Source organism: Nocardiopsis lucentensis DSM 44048, from assembly GCF_000341125.1.
Lineage (GTDB): Bacteria > Actinomycetota > Actinomycetes > Streptosporangiales > Streptosporangiaceae > Nocardiopsis > Nocardiopsis lucentensis.
The window spans coordinates 1-2,554 of sequence record NZ_ANBC01000726.1 but is presented as its reverse complement, the minus strand read 5'-3'; the positions used below and the strand labels follow the sequence as shown (position 1 = coordinate 2,554).

Here is a 2,554-nt window from a genome sequence, read left to right as displayed (position 1 = left end):
TCATGCCCTCCGGGTGGCGGCTGCCGGTCGACCGGAACGCCTGCCCGGTGCGCGCACCGCACGCCTACCTGCCGACCAGCGCCGCCCTCTACGAGGAGGCGAACCGGTTCCTCGACGGCGCGCCCGCCCCGCACTGCCCCGTCCTCCGTGACTGGGGCGGCCCGATGGCACGGCCCTTCGGCGTCCCGACACTCCACGTGACACCCGATCCCGAGGAGGACCTCCGCCAGGGTGGGTAGGGGTGGGGTGCGGGGCCCGTCGAGCGGGGCCGCTGCGTCCACCCGACGGCGCGCCGGTAGAACGGACACGGACGGCGCGAAGGGAGGACGCCATGCGGCGGGGAAGTCTGAAGGGTCCGCTGGGCAGTCACGACCGGCCCGCGAGCGCGCTGGGGTTCCGCATGGTCCTGGCGGTGTTCGGGGCCCTGGTGCTGCTGGTGGGAGTGGTCGCCGCGGCGCTTCTGACGGATGAGACGTGGCTGGTCGTGCTGCTCGGCGCGGGGTTGGCGGGCGCGTGCCTGAACGTGTACTGGGTGTACCGGAGGCTGCGGTACGAGCACCCCCGCCGTTGAGGGGAGGCGCCCGCTGCGAGGCGGCCCCGGACGGTGGTGGGTGACGGGCGGGCGCCGCGCCGAGGACATCCCCTTTTCCCGAAGAGTCGACCGTGTCCGTTCGGTCGGCGCTCACCCCCGCGCGGCGTCGTCACGGCTGGACGACCAGATGCCCACGAGCCGCGCGACGATCACGGTGAGGTACAGCGTCCCGGCAACGGACAGGAGGGAGCCGAGCGAACGGGCCCAGGGAGTGATCGGCAGGACGTCGCCGTACCCGAGCGTGGCGACGGTGACGTAGGAGTAGTACAGCAACTGCTGCCAGACCAGCGGTCCGTCGGCCTGCGGGTCCTCGAAGCTGCCCGGCACGGCGATCTCGAGCAGCGTGAAGCTCGCGGCCGCCAGCCCGCCCAGGATGAGGTAGGCCGTGATCGCCGCGAGGACGAGGTCGATGCCGGGCACGGTGCCGCGCCGGAAGACGAACCGCATGAGCGAGAACATCAGTGAGGCCATCGACAGGGCCACGCTGACCAGCATCGCGACGGCCGCGGGCGTGCTGTCCTGGTCCAGGGAGAACCAGGTGCCCGTGAACAGGAACACGACGGTGACGGCGATCAGCGGCCGGTACGTCTCCCCCTCGGCGTGCACCACCAGGAGCCCGAAGATCAGCATGACCGCGTAGAGGACCATGTAGAGCGCGGTCCACAGCTCGCCGTATCCGGTGATCGGATAGCCGAACTGCAGGACGGAGACGAAGCCCAGCAGGCTCGCGAGCAGAGAGGTACGACTCATGGGATCACCAGGGGTGGAGGTGGCACGGGGCGGGGAACGGCCATAACGTATCGACGTGACAGGCGGTCGCGCCGATACTACTCGCGCGGTGTCACGATCCGCCTCCCGACGGTGGTCGCCGTTCAGGGACGTTCCCTGCCGGACGACGTGTCGCACCAGTACGAGAGAGGACCACGCGTGAGCGTGCAACAGACCCGGAACCTGCTCCGGACCAAGGACACCCAGGGGCACGTCGGCCCCGTCGAGCTGCTGTTCGACCTGGTCTACGTCTTCACCATCATCCAGCTGTCCCACTACGTGGTGGCCCACCTGGACGTGCTCGGCGTCGCGGAGGCGGCGGTGCTGTTCTTCGCGGTGTGGTGGGGGTGGAACTACACCGCGTGGGCGATGAACTGGCTCAACCCGTTCGCGCGGGGCACACAGCTGCTGCTCGCGGTGCTCATGCTGGCCGCGCTGACGATGGCCATCGCCATCCCCGAGGCGTTCACCGAGCGCGCCTGGCTGTTCGTCACCGGGTACCTGGTACTCCAGCTGGTGCGGAGCTCGTTCATGGTGTGGGCGTTCCGCGGCCAGGTGATGGGCCGCAACTACGCGCACCTGCTGGCGTGGAGCGCCATCGCGGGAGTGCTGTGGCTGGTCGGGCTGGGCTTCGAGGGCGAGACGCGGCTCGCGCTGTGGGCGCTGGCGGTGCTGATCGAATACGCGTCGCCCCGGTTCGGGTTCTGGCTGCCGGGACTCGGCTCCACGCCCATGTCGTCCTGGCCGACCACAGAGTCGCACCTGGCCGAGCGCAACCGGCTGGTGTTCATCATCGCCCTGGGCGAGTCGATCCTGGTGCTCGGGGGAGCCCTGCTGTCGGAGGAGTTCACGTTCGGCGTCGTGGCCGCCGCGGTGGTCGGGTTCACCACGATGTTCCTGCTCTGGTGGCTGTACTTCGACTTCCGCCACGGCAATGCCGAGCACGAGTACGAGTCCGACGACGTCACCGCGGCCGCCCGGGACGCCTACGCCTACGCCCACGCGCTGATGGTCGGCGGCGCGATCCTGGTCGCGGTGGGCATCGAGGAGGTCGTGCACCACCCGGTCGGGGAGACCTCGGCGTGGATCGCCTTCACGATCGTCTCCGGCCCGATCGTCTACCTGCTCGGCAACCTGATCTTCCAGCGCGCCCTGTGGCGCCGCACCGCCACCAGCCGACTGACCGGGATCGCC

Annotated in this window: 4 protein-coding genes; 3 read left to right on the top strand and 1 reads right to left on the bottom strand. The window is 70.1% G+C overall.

What is annotated here, in order from left to right:
- Together D471_RS40455 and D471_RS0125495 are read left to right on the top strand one after the other, a co-directional pair.
- Window positions 1–239, top strand: a 239-nt coding sequence (locus tag D471_RS40455; protein ID WP_026128069.1) for a hypothetical protein, incomplete at its 5' end; no start/stop codon positions are given.
- A gap of 92 nt (window positions 240–331) precedes the next feature.
- Entirely contained in the window at window positions 332–571 is a 240-nt protein-coding gene (locus tag D471_RS0125495) for a hypothetical protein (protein ID WP_017601240.1), read from the top strand.
- Window positions 572–682: 111 nt separating this feature from the next.
- On the opposite strand, the gene D471_RS0125490 is transcribed toward D471_RS0125495, so the two are convergent.
- Window positions 683–1,342: a potassium channel family protein gene (locus D471_RS0125490; protein ID WP_017601239.1), complete on the bottom strand. Its 660-nt coding sequence runs from the start codon at window positions 1,340–1,342 to the stop codon at window positions 683–685.
- Between the two features lie 177 nt (window positions 1,343–1,519).
- On the opposite strand from D471_RS0125490, the gene D471_RS0125485 reads away from it, so the two are divergent.
- Window positions 1,520–2,554: low temperature requirement protein A (locus tag D471_RS0125485; RefSeq protein WP_040691265.1), on the top strand; the 1,035-nt coding region annotated here is incomplete at its 3' end.

Coding starts and splice junctions, on each gene's coding strand:
- D471_RS0125495 (WP_017601240.1), top strand. CDS start 332: ATGCGGCGGGGAAGTCTGAAGGGTCCGCTGGGCAGTCACGACCGGCCC.
- D471_RS0125490 (WP_017601239.1), bottom strand. CDS start 1,342: ATGAGTCGTACCTCTCTGCTCGCGAGCCTGCTGGGCTTCGTCTCCGTC.